Origin of the sequence: Micromonospora sp. DSM 45708 (assembly GCF_039566955.1) — a bacterium.
Lineage (GTDB): Bacteria > Actinomycetota > Actinomycetes > Mycobacteriales > Micromonosporaceae > Micromonospora.
Genome location: NZ_CP154796.1, coordinates 4,128,143 through 4,143,829, shown reverse-complemented (window position 1 = coordinate 4,143,829; position 15,687 = coordinate 4,128,143). Strand labels below are relative to the sequence as shown.

General features: G+C 72.9%; 8 protein-coding genes. All 8 read left to right on the top strand.

Annotated features, from left to right (window positions below; genetic code table 11):
• The first annotated feature begins 2,245 nt into the window (after nucleotides 1–2,245).
• Nucleotides 2,246–2,980 (top strand): hypothetical protein, encoded by a 735-nt coding sequence (locus VKK44_RS17490; RefSeq protein WP_458351678.1) that lies wholly within the window; start codon nucleotides 2,246–2,248, stop codon nucleotides 2,978–2,980.
• Between the two features lie 149 nt (nucleotides 2,981–3,129).
• Nucleotides 3,130–3,591: a DUF948 domain-containing protein gene (locus tag VKK44_RS17485; RefSeq protein ID WP_343442165.1), complete on the top strand. Its 462-nt coding sequence runs from the start codon at nucleotides 3,130–3,132 to the stop codon at nucleotides 3,589–3,591.
• Nucleotides 3,592–3,622: 31 nt separating this feature from the next.
• Complete coding sequence (locus VKK44_RS17480; protein ID WP_343442164.1) at nucleotides 3,623–3,928, top strand: hypothetical protein; 306 nt, start codon at nucleotides 3,623–3,625, stop codon at nucleotides 3,926–3,928.
• Nucleotides 3,925–6,606, top strand: a complete 2,682-nt coding sequence (gene alaS / locus VKK44_RS17475) for an alanine--tRNA ligase (RefSeq protein ID WP_343442163.1) — start codon at nucleotides 3,925–3,927, stop codon at nucleotides 6,604–6,606. The genes VKK44_RS17480 and alaS overlap by 4 nt, the downstream gene beginning before the upstream one ends.
• 72 nt (nucleotides 6,607–6,678) lie before the next feature.
• The gene (ruvX, locus tag VKK44_RS17470) at nucleotides 6,679–7,152 is read left to right on the top strand and encodes a Holliday junction resolvase RuvX (RefSeq protein WP_343442162.1); all 474 of its coding nucleotides are present in this window, start codon (nucleotides 6,679–6,681) and stop codon (nucleotides 7,150–7,152) included.
• The gene (gene mltG / locus VKK44_RS17465; protein ID WP_343442161.1) at nucleotides 7,136–8,335 is read left to right on the top strand and encodes an endolytic transglycosylase MltG; all 1,200 of its coding nucleotides are present in this window, start codon (nucleotides 7,136–7,138) and stop codon (nucleotides 8,333–8,335) included. The genes ruvX and mltG overlap by 17 nt, the downstream gene beginning before the upstream one ends.
• The gene (locus tag VKK44_RS17460; RefSeq protein WP_343442160.1) at nucleotides 8,335–9,144 is read left to right on the top strand and encodes a shikimate dehydrogenase; all 810 of its coding nucleotides are present in this window, start codon (nucleotides 8,335–8,337) and stop codon (nucleotides 9,142–9,144) included. The genes mltG and VKK44_RS17460 overlap by 1 nt, the downstream gene beginning before the upstream one ends.
• Nucleotides 9,145–9,554: 410 nt before the next feature.
• Nucleotides 9,555–15,668: an RHS repeat-associated core domain-containing protein gene (locus tag VKK44_RS17455; RefSeq protein WP_343442159.1), complete on the top strand. Its 6,114-nt coding sequence runs from the start codon at nucleotides 9,555–9,557 to the stop codon at nucleotides 15,666–15,668.
• Nucleotides 15,669–15,687: the final 19 nt, after the last annotated feature.

Genomic DNA, 15,687 nt, shown 5'->3' with positions numbered 1-15,687 from the left:
GCGTACCGCCAAGCAGCAGCGCGGCGAACTCGGTCCGGAGGGGGAGACGCCCCCGGGTCCCGGTCCGCGACCGGGGGCGGCCCGCGTCGCCGAGCCGGATCGGCCACCCCGCCCGGGCGCGGCGCCCCCGCCGGGTCCCGGCGGCCCCGGCCCCGGTGCGCCATCGGCGCCCGGCGGTCCGGCCCCGCACACGCCCGCTCCCGGCCGGGCGGTTCCGCCAGCTCCGGCCGGGCGGGCGGCCTCCCCGCCGCCGGCGCCCGGCCGTGCTGCCGCGCCGGCTCCCGATCCCGGTCGCCCCGGCCCACAGCCCCCGACGCCCGGCCGCCCCGGTCCGCAGCCTCCGGCATCGGGCCGGCCCGGTCCGCAGCCTCCGCCGTCCGGTCGCCCCGGCCCGCTGCCGCCCGCCGGTCAACCGGGCCGTGCGCCGCAGGCGCCCGGCGGGCCCCATCCGACCAGCGCCGGGGCAGCCGGTCGAACCGACGCGACGATGCCGCCGGTGACCGGTCGCTCCGGTGCGGCGGCGCCCCCGGGCCCCGGTGGTCCGGCCCCCGCGCCGCCGGTTCCCGGTCGCTCCGGACCGGACCTGCCGCCGGGTGCCGTCCGCCCCGGTCCGGCGGCACCCCCCGGCAGCCCCGGCCCCCGTCCGCCGATCGCCCGGCGTGGCCCCGACGGGACCGGTTCCGGGCCCGCGGCACCGCCGGTCCGTCCCGCCGGCCCCGAGCCGGCCGCCCCGCGCCGTCCCGTGGAGGGTCCCTGGCCCGGCGTGCCCGAGGCGCCCCGGCCGGACGGCCCACCGCACCGTCGCGGCACGGACGGCCCCACCGGCGGGCAGCCGGCGGTCGCCGGCCGGCCGGCCGGTCCTCAGGTCGCGCCCTCGGCCGGCCCACCCGCCGGGCGACCCGGGCCCGACCGCACGCCGGGCGGGCCGGGCCCGGCCTGGCCGTCCCCCGAGGACGACGACATCTCCCGGACGGCGACGCCACCCACCCCTCGTGGCCGACACGGCGACGGGACGCCCGGCACCCACGCCGCGGGCGTGGACGCCGGGGCCCGGCCCGCCTCCACCGGTCGCCGTGTGTCGCCCGACGAGTCGGGTGCGATCCGGCCGGTCTCCGGCGCGGGCCGCCGGGCCCGGCCCGACGGGGAGCCGACCGGTGCGCCGCCGGCCCCCGGTGCCGGACGGCGATCCCGCCACGAGGCGACGCCGCCGGCCGGTGGCCACCGCTCGCCGGAGGGTGCGGTCGACGCCGCCGCCCGACCCGTCCCGGGTGCCGGCCGGCGGGCCGCCGCCGAGCCGGACCGACCGACCGCCGTACCCCGCAGCGGGAACGCCCCGGACCTTCCCGGTGCCACCGCGCCCGTCTCCGGCGGCCCGGTGGAGGGGGCGGGCCCGCCCGCTTCCCGCCGTGCCCCGGCTCGCGGCCGGCGGGCCACAGCCGACGCCCCCGGCGTGGCCGGTGCCGCCGCTCCACCGGCCCGGGCGCCGCGCCCGGCGGCCGACGAGGCGGGTGAGCCACGCCCGCAGCGCCCGGAGCGGCCCGCCGACTGGCTGCGCCAGGCCGGTCGTACGCCGCACACCGACCCCGCCGGGCCGGCCGACCGCCGTCCGGCCGGCCCGCCGGTCGACGAACCAGCCGGCGGTCCGGACCGCGCGCCGACCGGCCGTGCCGTGGCCGTGCCGCCCGGCCGGCCCGTGTCGTCGGGCCGACCGGAGCAGCCCGGCCGACCGGAGTCGTCCGGCCGACCGGAGTCGTCCGGCCGGGCCGTGCCGCCCGGCCGACCCGAGCAGCCCGGCCGGGCCGTGCCGCCCGGCCGACCCGAACAGCCCGGCCCGGCCCGGGGCGCGGCCCGACCCGGCGTGCCGCCGGCGGTCGGGGACCGTGCCGTGGCCGGTCCGGCTCGCGCCGGCGTGCCGCCCACGGGTCCGGGCGGACCCGGCCCGCACGGCGACCCGGAGCGCACCGGTGGCATGCCGGCCCGGGGTGGGCGTCCCGCCCATCCCGACGACGCCCTCCCGGGCGGTGCGCCCCGTCCGGTGGGAGCGCCCGATCCACGGCCGTCCGGCGGGCCGACGGTGGCCCGCGCCGCCGCCGGTGTGGCCCGGCCGGCCGGGCCGGACGAGCGGACCGCCGGGCGGGCCGTCCCGCCCACCCCGGAGCCGGTCCGGGCTGCCGCCGCGCCCGTCGGCGGGGCCCCCGGTGCGCCGGCGGTGGCGCGGGCGGCAGCGGTCGTACCGCCGGGGGAGATGGTGGGGACCCGGCCCGGTGTGGGCGACGAGCCGGCGCCGCGACCGGCCGGCCCCGGGGCGGACGGTACGGAGGCCGGTGGCCTGCGTGGCGCCCGCTCCGAGCTGCGTCGGCAGATGCGCGAACGACGCCGACTGCGGATGGGCCTGCTCGCGCTGGTCAGTCTCGTGCTGTTGGGCGCGATCCCGCTCTACTTCGGGATGCGGACACTCAGCCGCGACCCGGTCTTCGACACGCTCGACGCGCTCGACGTGCCGTCCTGGGCGGCGACGAAGACGGTCGACAACGTCAGTGGCAGCCGCTGGTGCCTCCAGGACTGCCGGCTGCGGGAACGCGCTGTCGAGTCCGAGCAGGGATGGAAGCAGACCGTGGCCGTCTACGAGCAGGCCCTGGCCAAGGAGGGGTGGCGACGCTGGAAGGTCGACCGCTGCCCGGAGGAGCAGGTCGAGGGCAGCTACACCTGCTGGCGGCGGGACGAACTCACGCTCGACCTGTGGGTCCGCGACCCCGCCTGCACGCCGCCCCCGGTGGACGGGGAGCCGGCGCCGTCCGCGCCGCCCGCGCCCGCAGCGGCGACGTGCACCGGCTCGTTGGTGTCGGTGAAGGTGCGCAACGCGATCGACGACGAGCGCACCGGCCCGACACCGACCACCGATCCGTCACTCACCGGTGAGGATCCGTTCCCCACCCTCACCGACGACCCGCTCGGCGAGCCGACCCCCTCACCGTCGTGAGCCGACGTCCCTCACGGACGGTAGGGTCTGGGGCTGGCGCGCCCGCCCGCGCCCGGTGAGCACCGGGCCGGCGGGGTGCGACGTGGGCAGGTACGGTCGCGCGTTCCGGGGCGTCGGGTCCCGGGACAATGCTTGAGGAGGACATGCGCGTGAGTGGTGGAGAGATCGCTGCGCTGATCGCGGCCGGTGCGTTCCTGATGCTGGTGCTCGTGCTGGCGGTGCCGATCCTGCGGCTGCGGCACACCGTCGACGCGACGACCCGCATGATCGGCGACCTGAACGACCGCACCGGGCCGCTGCTCGGTGACGTGAACACCACGGTGAAGAACGTCAACGTGGCGCTGGAGCAGGTGCAGACCTCGCTGGACGGGGTGAACCTCCAGCTCGCCAAGGTGGACACCATGACCAGCCACGCGCAGAACGTCACCGCGAACGTGGCGAACCTGGCCACCGTGGTCTCCGCGGCGGCGGCCAACCCGCTGGTGAAGGTGGCCGCGTTCGGTTACGGCGTGCGCAAGGCCGCCTCCGCCCGCCGGCACGCCGAGACCGAGCGCGAGGTGCGCGACACCATCAAGCAGCAGCGTCGGGCCGCCAAGCGCGGCAACCGCTGACCCGACCGGCGTACGCGGGAAGGATGAGAGCATGAGGCGGTTGTTCTGGCTGGGCATCGGGCTGGCCGTGGGCGTCCTGGTGGTGCGTAAGGCCACCCGGACCGCGCAGGCGTACACCCCGGCGGGCATCGCCAGCGGGCTGTCCGAGTCCGCCGGTGGGCTGGTCGAGTCGGTGCGCGCCTTCGTGGACGACGTCCGGGTTTCGATGGCCGAGCGCGAGCAGGAGATCCACGAGGCCTTCGCCCGCGGCGAGGCGTACGACGACGAGTTCGCCGAGCTGCGGGAGGACCCGCGGATCGGCGACCGGCAGATTTTCCCGGAGGAGCACCAGCGATGAAGACGGCGGAGATCAAGCGGCGGTTCCTCGCCCACTTCGAGGCGAACGGGCACGCCGTGGTGCCGTCCGCTCCGCTGCCCGCCATCAGCGACCCGAACCTGCTGTTCATCAACGCGGGCATGGTGCAGTTCGTGCCCTACTTCCTCGGGCAGCAGTCCCCGCCGTTCGACCGGGCGGCCAGTGTGCAGAAGTGCATCCGCACGCCGGACATCGACGAGGTCGGCAAGACCAGCCGGCACGGCACGTTCTTCCAGATGAACGGCAACTTCTCGTTCGGTGACTACTTCAAGGACGGGGCGATCCCGCTCGCCTGGGACCTGGCCACCAAGTCGGTCGAGGCCGGTGGTTTCGGGCTGGACCCGGAGCGGATCTGGGCGACGGTCTACCTCGACGACGACGAGGCGTACGACATCTGGCGCGCCACCGGCGTGCCGGCCGAGCGGATCGTGCGCCGCGGCAAGGCCGACAACTTCTGGTCGATGGGCATCCCCGGTCCGTGCGGCCCGTGCTCGGAGCTCTACTACGACCGTGGCCCGGAGTACGGCCGCGAGGGTGGTCCGGAGGTCGACGAGGACCGCTACCTGGAGTTCTGGAACCTCGTCTTCATGCAGTTCGAGCGCGGTCCGGGTGTCGGCAAGGAGGACTTCCCGATCCTCGGCGACCTGCCGGCGAAGAACATCGACACCGGCATGGGCCTGGAGCGGATGGCCTCGCTGTTGCAGGGCGTGGACAACCTCTACGAGATCGACGAGGTCAAGCCGATCCTGGACCGGGCGGCCGAGCTGACCGGCAAGCGTTACGGCGCGCACTCGGGGCACGCGGCGAACCAGTCGCACCCGGACGACGTGCGGCTGCGGGTGATCGCCGACCACGTGCGCACCGCGCTGATGCTGATCGGCGACGGCGTGACCCCGTCGAACGAGGGTCGCGGCTACGTGCTGCGCCGGATCATGCGCCGGGCCATCCGGTCGGTGCGGCTGCTGGGCTACGCCGACCGGGCGCTGCCGGAGCTGCTGCCGGTGGCGCGGGACTGCATGGCCCCGTCGTACCCGGAGCTGGCCGAGGAGTTCGGCCGGATCTCCCAGTACGCGTACGCCGAGGAGGACGCGTTCCTCGCCACGCTGCGCGCCGGCACCACGATCCTGGACACCGCGATCGCGGAGACGAAGTCGGCCGGCAAGCCGGCGCTCTCCGGTGACAAGGCGTTCCAGCTGCACGACACGTACGGTTTCCCGATCGACCTGACCCTGGAGATCGCGGCGGAACAGGGCCTCCAGGTGGACGCCGACGGGTTCCGCCGGCTGATGGCCGACCAGCGCAGCCGTGCCAAGGCGGACGCGCAGGCCCGCAAGACCGGGCACACCGACGTGTCGGCGTACCGGTCGGTGCTCGACGGCGGTGGGCCGGTGGAGTTCACCGGTTACACCGAGCTGAACCGGGAGTCCCGGGTGCGCGCGCTGCTGGCCGGCGGCGCCTCGGTGGCCGCCGCGGCCGAGGGGGACACGATCGAGCTGGTGCTCGACACCACCCCGTTCTACGCCGAGGGCGGTGGGCAGCAGCCCGACCAGGGCCTGATCACGGTCGGCGGCGGGCAGGTCGAGGTCTTCGACGTGCAGCAGCCGGTGCCCGGCCTGATCGTGCACCGGGCCCGGGTGGTGCGTGGCGAGGTCCGTGCCGGGGAGACCGGCTACGCGGAGATCGACGCCTCCCGCCGGCGGGCCATCTCCCGTTCGCACACCGCGACGCACCTGGTGCACCAGACCATGCGTAACTTCCTCGGCGAGTCGGCGACCCAGGCGGGTTCGCTGAACGCGCCGGGCCGGCTGCGGTTCGACTTCAACACCCCGACCGGGGTGGCGCCGAGCGTGCTGCACGACGTGGAGCAGCAGGTCAACGAGGTGCTCCTGGCCGACCTGGAGGTGCACGCGTTCGTCACCAGCCAGGAGGAGGCCCGCCGGATCGGCGCGATGGCGTTGTTCGGCGAGAAGTACGGCGAGCGGGTCCGGGTGGTCGAGGTCGGCGACTACGCCCGGGAGCTGTGCGGCGGCACGCATGTGGCCCGCTCGGCCCAGCTCGGCCTGGTCAAGATCCTCTCCGAGGCGTCGGTCGGCTCCGGCGTGCGGCGGATCGAGGCGCTGGTCGGCATGGACGCGTTCGGCTTCCTGGCCCGCGAGCACCTGCTGGTGTCCCGGCTGGCCGAGCTGTTCCGGGTCCCGGGTGAGCAGGTCGCGGACCGGGTCGAGCAGACCGTCACCCAGCTGCGTGACGCGGAGAAGGAGCTGGAGAAGCTCCGCGCCCAGCTCGTGCTGGGCGGGGCGGGCGCGCTCGCGGCGCAGGCGAAGGACGTGCGCGGCGTCGCGTACGTGGGCACCGAGGCGCCCGAGGGCGCGGCGGCCAACGACGTGCGGACCCTCGCGCAGGAGATCCGGGGCCGGATCGACGCGGCCCGCCCGGCGGTAGTCGCGGTGGCGGCCCGGGCGAACGGGAAGGCGTCCCTGGTGGTGGCCGTCAACGCCGCCGCCCGGGGGCGGGGGCTGAGCGCCAAGGATCTGGTCAAGGCCGCGTTCTCCGGTCGGGGCGGCGGCAGCGACGACCTGGCCCAGGGTGGTGGCCTGCCCGCCACGCAGGCGCCGAGCCTGCTGGGCACCGTGGAGAAGGCGATCGCCGACGCGGCATGAACGCACCGATCGATGCCAGGGCGGACCATCGGGTCCGCCCTGGCCCGTACCGGCTCCGGAGGTGCCCGGCAGATGGTTGAGTTGTCCCGTGGTGTCCGGCTTGGGGTGGACGTCGGGCAGGTCCGGGTCGGGGTGTCCCGGTCCGATCCGCACGGCATCCTCGCCACCCCGCTGGTCACGCTGGCGCGCGACCTGACCGCCGAACCGGACGCGGTGCCGGCCGACATGGCCGAGCTGGTCCGGCTGGCGGCCGAGTACGAGGCGGTCGGGATCGTCGTCGGCCTCCCGGTCAACCTCGCCGGAAAGCACGGTCCGGCGGCGGCGAACGTATCGGCATATGCCACCCGTTTGGCTGATGTAATGAGGCCGATTCCGGTGACGCTGACGGACGAGAGGATGTCGACCGTCGTCGCAAGTCGTAGGCTGGCCGAGCGGGGCGTCCGGGGAAAGCGTCAACGAGCGGTGGTCGACCAGGCCGCCGCGGTGGAGATTCTGCAGAGCTGGTTGGACGCACAGCGGAGGCGGACGGATGATCGACGATCTTGATCTGGGGTTCGACGAGCAGGAGAGGGGGGAGAAGGGCCGGCACCGGCGCGGCGCGGTGCGTCGCCGCCAGGGCAAGTCCGGCGGTGGCCCGGGCAAGACCCTTCTCGCGCTCGCGCTCGCGCTGATCCTGCTCGGCGGCATCGGCGGGGGCGCCTACTACGGCTTCGACCGCATCCAGAACTACTTCGTCACCCCCGACTACGACGGGTCCGGCTCCGGCGAGGCGATCGTCGAGATCAAGCAGGGCGCGTTGATCGCCGACATGGCCGACGCGCTGGTGGCCGCCGACGTGGTGAAGAGCACCAAGGCGTTCATCGAGGCCGCCGAGGAGAACACGCGCAGCAAGAACATCCAGCCCGGCACGTACAAGCTGCGCAAGCAGATGAGCGGTGACGCGGCGGTCACGGCCATGCTCGACCTGAAGAACAAGATCGTCAACGGGCTCACCATCCCCGAGGGGCTGACCGCGAAGACGGTGTACAAGCGGCTCTCCGAGAAGACCGACATCCCGGTCAAGGACTTCGAGACCGCGGCGAAGGACCCCGAGGCGCTGGGCGTGCCGGACTGGTGGTTCAAGCGCTCCGACGGCAAGAAGATCAAGCCGTCGATCGAGGGCTTCCTCTACCCCGACACCTACGAGATCCCGCCGAAGGCCACCGCCGAGACGGTGCTCAAGCTGATGGTGGAGAACTTCCTCACGGTCACCGGCGACATGAAGTTCGCCGACCGGGTGCAGGCGGAACGCGGCGGGGTCAGCCCGTACGAGGCGTTGGTCGTCGCGTCGCTGGCGCAGGCCGAGGCGGGCAACAAGGACGACCTGGGCAAGGTCGCCCGGGTCGCCTACAACCGGGTCTACGGCGAGTTCCCCTGCAACTGCCTGGAGATGGACGTCACGGTCAACTACTACCTGGAGCTGACCGGCCAGAAGACCAAGACGTCCAAGGACATGACGCCGGCCGAGCTGGACAACCCGAAGAACCCGTACAACCGCAAGCTGCGCGGGCTGGTGCCCACGCCGATCAACAACCCGGGCAAGCAGGCGCTGGAGGGGGCGATGGCTCCCCCGCCGGGCAAGTGGCTCTTCTTCGTGGCGATCGACAAGGAGGGCCACTCGGCCTTCGCCGAGACCTACGAGGAGCAGCGGCGCAACGAGCAGAAGGCCAAGGAGGCCGGGATCATCTGATGGCCGCCCCACACCGTGCGGCGGTGGTCGGTAAGCCGATCGCCCACTCGCTCTCCCCGGCGATCCACTCCGCCGGGTACGCGGCGGCCGGGTTGGCCGGCTGGTCGTACACGACGATCGAGGCCGGCGCGGACGAGCTGCCCGGCCTGGTCGCGGGCCTCGGCCCGGAGTGGGCCGGGCTGTCGGTGACCATGCCCGGCAAGGAGGCGGCGCTCGCGCTGGCCGACGAGGTCTCGCCGGTCGCCGCCGCGGTCGGCGCCGCCAACACGCTGGTACGCCGGCCCGACGGCACCTGGTACGCGGACAACACCGACGTGACCGGCATGGTCGAGGTGCTCACCGGCGCCGGCTGCGTGACCGGCGCGGTGGTGACCGTGCTCGGCGCCGGCGGCACCGCCCGGGCGGCGATCGCGGCGGCGGCGCGGATCGGGGCCGCCGAGGTGACAGTGGTGGCCCGCCGGCCCGAGGCGATCGACGAGCTGCGCCCGGTGGCGGCGGCGGTCGGGGTGCCGCTGGCCGGCGCGGAGTGGGACGGCGCGCCCGCGCACGCCCGCGCCGACCTGGTGATCTCCACGGTGCCGAAGGGCGTCGCCGACCCGCTCGCCGACAACTTCGACTGGCGGCCGGAGACGGTGCTGTTCGACGTTGTCTACGATCCGTGGCCGACCCCGCTGGCGGCGGGCGCGCTGGCCGCCGGCTGCCGGGTGATCTCCGGGCTGGACCTGCTGCTGGCCCAGGCGGTCGGCCAGTTCGAGCACTTCACCGGCATCGCCGCCCCCCGTTCCGCGATGCGCGCCGCCCTGCGGTGAGGCGGGGTCCACCTCACGCTGGGTGGATAAGGAAGCAGTTGGGGCATTGTGCCCGAGTGGGGGCCGATGAATCGGAAATGCAATAGGCGTCGTTTAGCTTCGGCAATCAGGGCGTCATTGAAACTTAGTTCCGCAGCATTTCCGGCGGCCGTCACTAGTGGTGATCATTTTTCCCCGCCGGCCCTGTTTTCGCTACTCAGGGTCGGATCTCGGTGGCCCGTCGAATCACGCAAAGTTGCTTATTGACGCTCGTCTTCGAAGGACCGTAGCGTTCGGCCCACTATCAGCCCTAAGAACACGGGGGAGGGCCTAGAGTGGCTCCTGCGCGCGCGAAAACAGTCCTGTCACTACGAAGATGGAATCGGTTCGTCGGTTCCCGATCGGGACGGGTCGCCACCGTGGCCCTGGCCATGAGCCTGGCGATGACGCTGTCCGACCTGCCCGTGCGGCGGGCGGAGGCGGCGCCCAAGCCGAAGCCGGTCGGTGCACTGGAACGACCCGACGAGATGGCGGCGCTGGTCACCGCCCGGATGACCGGCCGGGACGTCCGCATCACCGGCATGACGACCGAGTCCGCCGAGTACCTCGCACACCCGAACGGCCAGATCGAGGCGAAGGTCCACGCCGGACCGGTCCGGATGCGCAGGAACGGCGGCTGGACGCCGATCGACCTCACCCTCCAGCCCGCCGCCGACGGCTCCGTGCAAGCCGTGGCGCACCCGCTCGACCTGCGGATCTCCGGTAAGCGTTCCGGCGCGGGTGAACTCGCCGCGGTCGGCGCCGGCGCCGGCCGGTTCGCGCTCGGTTGGCCGGGCGCACTGCCGACGCCGGTCCTCGCCGAGAACCGTGCGACCTATCCCGAGATCGCCCCGGGGATCGACCTGGTCGTCGAGGCGACCCGGACCGGCTTCTCCCAGTTCCTGACCGTCAAGAGCCGCGATGCGGTCGACCGCCTGCCCTCGCTGGCGCTTCCGCTGACCGGCAAGGGCCTTTCCTCGTTCACGCAGGACCCGGCGGGCGGCCTGACCCTGCTCAACGCCAAGGGCAAGCCGGTCGCCACGGTCCCCGCGCCGCAGATGTGGGACGCCCGGCGTGCCCCCGGCTCCGAGGAGCCGACCCGCCGCGCCATGGTCAGGACGAAGGCGGAGCGCCCCTCGGCGGGTGCCCGCGCCGCCGCTCCGAACGGGCTCACCATGCGGTTGCAGCCCGACCTGGCCTGGTTGAAGGACCCGGCCACGCAGTACCCGGTCACCATCGACCCGCAGATCAACCCGCTCTACACCTCCTTCGACACCTATGTGAAGGAGGGCGACACCGTCGACCGCGGCGGGGCGAACGACCTCCAAGTCGGCCTGCTGGCCGGCTCGCCCAGCGTGAAGTCGCGCGCGTTCGTGAACTGGCCGGTCTCCGCGCTCGCCGGCAAGCAGATCACCGGGGCGACGGTCTACTTCTGGAACTTCTGGTCCAACACCTGCACCGCGAACTCCTGGGAGATCTGGAGCACCGGCGCCGCCTCCTCGGCGACCCGTTGGGGCACCCAGCCCACCTGGATCCAGAAGGAGGCGACCTCCACCCAGACCAAGGGCTTCTCGTCGACCTGCGACGACGGCTGGGTGAGCGTCAGCGGCACCAGCTTCTTCCAGCGGGCCGCCACCGCCGGGCAGTCCACCGCCTACATGGGCGTGCGGGGCACCGACGAGACGAACACCAACAGCTTCAAGCAGTTCCGCTCCCGCAACGCGGTCGACAGCAGTCAGGTCCCGTACGCGGTGGTGACCTACAACTCGTACCCGACGGTCGGCACCCGCTCGACGGTGCCGTCGACGGCCTGCGTCACCGGCGCTTCCCGGCCGACCGTCAACACCGCCACGCCGCAGCTCAAGTCGATCATCTCGGACGCCGAGGGTTCGACGGTGAAGGCCGAGGTCGAGTGGTGGACGCTGACCGGCACCACCAAGCTGGGCAGCACGATCACGGCTACCGCCGCCTCCGGCAGCACCTTCAGCGCCACGGTGCCGGCCGGCGTCATGACCAACGGCTCGTCCTACAAGTGGCGGGTACGCGGCAACGACGGCTCGGTGGACGGCGCGTGGTCGCCGTTCTGTGAGTTCACCGTGGACACGTCGATCGGCGCGCCGCCGATCGTCAGCTCCTCGACCTACCCGGAGAACCAGTGGGGTGGCGACGCGAACGTCGCCGGCAACTTCACGTTTGACCCGAACGGCATCGCCGACGCCGCCGCCTACGAGTACAGCCTCGACGTGCAGCCGCCGAACAAGGTGGTCAACGCGCCGTCGCCGGGCGCCGCTGCCACGGTGAGCATCAAGCCGCTCACCCCGGGCTGGCACAACGTCTGGGCGCGGACCCGGGACTCGGCCGGCAACCTCACCGCGCTGCGCAGCTACCCGTTCAAGGTCGGCTCCGGCTCCCAGGATTCGCCCAAGGCCGGTGACGTCAGCGGCGCCAAGGTGGTCCTCGCCTCGACCGCCGCGCCGTCCTTCGTCGACGTCACCTACCAGTGGCGGCGGGCCGGCTCCGACACCTGGGTCACCATCCCGGCGGGACACGTCAGCTACGCCGTCGGCGGAGGACCGGTCACCTGGCCGGCCGCCCTGACCAGCGGCGCCGCGCCGAAGCTGAACTGGGACGTCGCCGCCACGCTCGCCGCGGTCGACGCCAACGGCATCCCGCGCGACGGACCGGTGCAGGTCCGGCCCTACTTCAACCTGAGCAACTACGGGGCGCCGGCCGACCAGGTCAAGTTCCGCTTCGACCGTAACCTGGCCTCGGCCGACACCGTCCAGGTGGGGCCCGGCTCGGTCAACCTGATCACCGGCAACTACCAGATCTCCGCTCCGGACGTCTCGGCTGCCGGATTGTCCATCTCCCGCACCGTCAACAGCCGGCAGCCGCTCGGCCTCGATCCGCTCTTCGGTCCGGGCTGGGTCTCCGGTCTGGTGGTGTCCGACGCGGAAGCGCCCTACACCAGGCTGACCACCTACGGCAGCCTGGTCCAGGTGAAGCTCCCGGACGACTCGTCGATCGGTTTCACCAAGGTCGACAGCGCCGGGGTCAACTACGAGCCGCAGGTCGGCGCGGAGTCCTACCAGCTGACCTTCAGCTCGGCCGCCAACACCTTCACCCTCGCCGACGAGAAGGGGAACGTGGTCACGTTCACCCGGACCTCGACGGACCCGGCGAACGTCTGGACCCCCACCTCGGTGACGCCGCCGGGCTCGGGGAGCGCCACCACCTACTCCTGGGAGAAAGTGACGCTGGGGACCAACGACGTCATGCGGCCGACCCGTCTGCTGTCCCCGGTGCCGGCCGGCGTCAGCTGCACCACGCTGGTCCGTGGCTGCCGTGCCCTGACCTTCACCTACGCCACCACCACCACGGCCACCGGCCTCGGTGACGGTCAGTGGGGCGACTACGTCGGCCGGGTGAAGCAGATCTCCTACACCGCCTGGGACCCGGACCTGTCCACTCCGGCGATGCGGACCGTCGTGCTGGCCCGCTACACCTACGACAACAGCGGCCGGCTGCGGAGCGTGCACGACCCCCGGCTGGACTACACCGACGGCACCGGGCCGCACTCGCTGCGAACGGTCTACTACTACGACTCGAACGGCATCATCGTCTCGTTGACGCCGCCGGCCCAGCAGCCGTGGCAGTTCTCGTACACGACCACGCCGAGCGACCCCGGCAAGGGCCGGCTCTACAAGGTGACCCGGTCGGCGTTGACCGCGGGAACGTCCGTGCAGACGGTCGTCTACCAGGTGCCGACCTCCGGCAGCGGCGCGCCGTACGACCTGTCCGGCGCGCAGACCGCACGGTGGGCGCAGGCGGAGCCACCGACCGACGCCACGGCCGTCTTCCCGGCCACCGAGGTGCCGACCGGCGACCCGAGCACCGGTACGCTGCCCAGCTCCTACCAGCGTGCGACGGTCACCTACCTGGACGCCAACGCCCGTGTGGTCAACATGGCCGAACCGGGTGGGCGCGTCACCGCCACCTCCTACGACCGGTACGGCAACGTCGTGCAGGAGTTGACCGCCGGCAACCGCCAGCGGGCCCTGGACGCGTCACCAGGCGACACCGCCAGCGCCGAGGCGCAGCTCGCGGCGAAGCTGGCCACCTTCAACGTCTACTCCACCGACGGCCAGTTGCTGCTGGAGACGTTCGGCTCGGAGCATGACGTGATGCTCGACTCCGGCACGGTCGTGCGCGGTCGGCAGCACGCCCGGCTCACCTACGACCAGGGAGCGCCGAGCAGCGGCGGGCCCTACAAGCTGGCGACCACCGAACGGTCATCGGTCAGCTATGTCGACGCCGGACAGACCCTGGACGCGGACACCCGCACCACCACCACCGACTACGACTGGACGCTGCGCCAGCCGGTCAGGGTCACCGTCGATCCGGGCGACCTGGACCTGGTCACCCGAACGGGCTACGACAGCGAAGGGCGCGTGGTCAGCACCACGGCCCCGGCCGGTGGCAGCGCGGACACCACACCGGCGACCCGGGTCACGGTCTACTACCGGGCGGCGGCCAACGCCACCTACCCGGAGTGCGGCAACCGGCCGGAGTGGGACGGCCTGGTCTGCCGCACGCAGACCGGCGGTCAGCCCGAGTCCGGGCCGGAACTACCGGTCACGGCCGTCACCTACGACATGTTCGGGCAGCCGCGCCGACAGACGGTGAAGACCGGATCGGGTGAGCTGCGGCGGACCGACCTCACCTACGACGCCGCCGGGCGTCAGTCGGAGATGTCGGTGACCGCGGCCGGTCTGGGCACGGCGCTGGAGAAGCGGCGCACCGTCTACGACCAGGCCAGCGGGCAGGCGGTCCGGAGCCAGACGGTCAACGGCTCCGGGACGGTGACGGCGGAGATCATCCGCGAGTACGACAGCCTGGGCCGGATGGCCTCGTACACCGACGCCGACGGCACGGTCACCGCCAGCACCTTCGACATCGCGGGCCGGCCGGCCACCGTCAATGACGGCAAGGGCACCCGCACCTTCACCTTCGACGGCGGCAGCGAGCGACGCGGCCTGCCGACGTCGGTGGCGGACACCCAGACGGGCACCTTCACCGCCAGCTACGACAACGATGGGATCCCGGTCAGCCAGACCTGGCCCAACGGACTCGTGGTGAACCTGACCACCGACGAGAGCGGCGCGGCCCGCGGCATCACCTACACCAAGCCGGGCTGCGGCCAGAGCAACTGCACCCTCTACAGCGAGACGGTCACCGCCAGCGCCCACGACCAGTGGCGCAGCCGCTCGTCGACCCTGTCCTCGCAGGTCTTCAGCTACGACCAGGCCGCCCGGCTCACCGGCGTGGCGGACACCGTGGCCGGCCAGTGCAGCACCCGCGGGTACGGCTTCGACGAGGCCACCAACGGCACCAGTCAGGTGGCGTACGGCCCGGCGACGGGCGGCGCCTGTCAGACGACCACGGCCGGCGCCAGCCGGGAGTGGAGCTATGACAGCGCCGACCGCACCACCGGGACCGGCTACACCTACGACGCGCTCGGCCGGACGCTGACCCAGCCGGCCGTCGACCTCGCGGTCTCCGGTGCCGCGGAAAGCACCATGACCTACCACGTCAACGACATGGTGCGCAGCATCACCCGAGGCACCCGCACCACCACCTACAACCTGGATGTCGTGCCCAACCGGATCCGCTCCTGGACCGACACCGCCGACAGCCTCACCCGGATCAACCACTACAGCGCCGACGGTGACAGTCCGAGCTGGACCGACGAGGGCGGCGGCCGGCACTCGCGGGCTATCAGTGGGCTCGCCGGCATCGCCGGCCTGTTCACCAGCACCGTCGGTGTCGTCTGGCAGATCACCAATCTGCACGGCGATCTCGTCGCTGGGATGACCGAAACCGGCGTCGGGCTGGCCTACACCAGCGAGTACGACGAGCACGGCAACGCGCGCAATCCCGCGGACGCCGGCACCCGACGCTACGGCTGGCTCGGCACCCACCAACGCGCCGCCGACACCCCCGACGGCTCGATCCTCATGGGCTCCCGCCTCTACAACCCCAGCACCAGCCGATTCCTCTCCACCGACCCGATCTACGGGGGCAACTCCAATCCGTACGAATACGGCACCGGCGACTCGGTCAACAAGGAAGACACCACCGGCAATCTGTCGTGCTGGCGCACCAGCCTCAGCTCCCGTAAGTGGTACTACTGGTGGGGCGGCTGGGGTGGCTACCGCGTCGACTGGAACTTCCAGTGCTACATCTCCCACAGTGACGTGAGGTTCCTGACCAGATGGGGCTTCGCGTACGCCATCATCGGCGCGATCGCGGCCGTCTTCTCCGGGCCGGCCGGGGCCGCGTTCGCCGTCGCGGCCGGTGCCATCGCCTGGTTCGTCTGGGAGTACAGCGAACGGTGCACCCGGAAGCGGGGAGCGTACGTCAACGGGTACTTCCGCTGGTGGACGAACCGCAGCCGGCAGTACCAGTGGGGATATGGCTGGACCACCAGCAAGTTCTGTGCCTAGGCCGACAGTGGAGTTTGGG

Excerpts from the sequence above, each read along its gene's own strand:
- VKK44_RS17490 (WP_458351678.1), top strand. The coding sequence starts at position 2,246 with ATGGTGGGGACCCGGCCCGGTGTGGGCGACGAGCCGGCGCCGCGACCG.
- VKK44_RS17480 (WP_343442164.1), top strand. The coding sequence starts at position 3,623 with ATGAGGCGGTTGTTCTGGCTGGGCATCGGGCTGGCCGTGGGCGTCCTG.
- alaS (WP_343442163.1), top strand. The coding sequence starts at position 3,925 with ATGAAGACGGCGGAGATCAAGCGGCGGTTCCTCGCCCACTTCGAGGCG.
- ruvX (WP_343442162.1), top strand. The coding sequence starts at position 6,679 with ATGGTTGAGTTGTCCCGTGGTGTCCGGCTTGGGGTGGACGTCGGGCAG.
- mltG (WP_343442161.1), top strand. The coding sequence starts at position 7,136 with ATGATCGACGATCTTGATCTGGGGTTCGACGAGCAGGAGAGGGGGGAG.
- VKK44_RS17460 (WP_343442160.1), top strand. The coding sequence starts at position 8,335 with ATGGCCGCCCCACACCGTGCGGCGGTGGTCGGTAAGCCGATCGCCCAC.
- VKK44_RS17455 (WP_343442159.1), top strand. The coding sequence starts at position 9,555 with ATGAGCCTGGCGATGACGCTGTCCGACCTGCCCGTGCGGCGGGCGGAG.